Source organism: Pseudovibrio sp. W74 (assembly GCF_001623085.1).
Taxonomy (GTDB): domain Bacteria; phylum Pseudomonadota; class Alphaproteobacteria; order Rhizobiales; family Stappiaceae; genus Pseudovibrio.
In genome coordinates, this window is the sequence record NZ_LMCJ01000017.1 from 186,955 (window position 1) to 187,887 (window position 933).

The window sequence follows — 933 nt, forward strand, 5'->3', positions numbered from 1 at the left end:
TCGTGCAGCTGTAACCGCTGCCATATAAAGCGCGTTCCGCACGCGTTTGCGCCCACCCTTAATAGCCCGATGGCCGCGAAACTGACCACTGTCTACATTGAAAGGAGCAAGGCCAGCCAGAGCGGCAATGGCTTTGGGCGATGCGCGCCCAAGCTCGGGCATCAAAGCTAATAGAGTAGTTGCAGCAACAGGACCTACGCCGGGAATAGAGCGTAACAGCTTATTATCATGAGTAAATTCGGCTGTCTCTTTGAGCAGTGTATCTCGCTTTTGCTCGATGAATTTAATTTCTTCATTCAACCAACTAATATGGCGTGCGATGCTGGCATGTTCCTCGGTCAGGGCTTGAGCTAGGCGTTGGCGTTCTTTCTTGCGTGTATCAACAAGCTCATCTCGCCGTTTGTGCAAGGCCGCCAGTTGGTCGCGTTCTGGTGCTCGTTGTGTGGTGGCGTCAGGTTTGAGGCATTTGCCCATGTCTGCCAGCATGCGTGCATCGATCTGATCGGTTTTTGCCATCTGCCCGAGGGCTCGAGCAAAATCCCGCGCCCGCGCTGGATTTACCCGGGAAAACCGGATCTTCAAAGTGTGGAGAGCATGCGTCAGCTTCCTGTCATAACGTCCCGTAGCTTCAAAGATAATGTTCAAGCTGGGCATGTCAGGTAATGCAGAAAGCCAGGCGGAAATCGCTTCACTGGTATTTTCTATCTGTAAGTGCTTTGAAGTGCTCTCCTCAAAAATATCCAGATAGGCTTTAGAGATATCGATACCAATATAGAAAGGGTGTAAGGTCATGGAGCCTGTCCCTGTGCTACGTGGTCCGCAAAGCGGCCACCATCAACTGTTCAGGTTTGGTAATACATGCGAGGCGGGATCTGGCCGCGTCACGATCTAAAGCCGTGCTGGGCTCTGATCTGGGACCCAACGACCTCCGCC

1 protein-coding gene is annotated in these 933 nt (G+C 52.5%); it reads right to left on the reverse strand.

The features are described 5' to 3' along the window. A partial coding sequence (locus PsW74_RS12180) for an IS110 family transposase (RefSeq protein ID WP_206599922.1) occupies positions 1-792 on the reverse strand: 792 nt, incomplete at its 3' end. Positions 793-933: the final 141 nt, after the last annotated feature.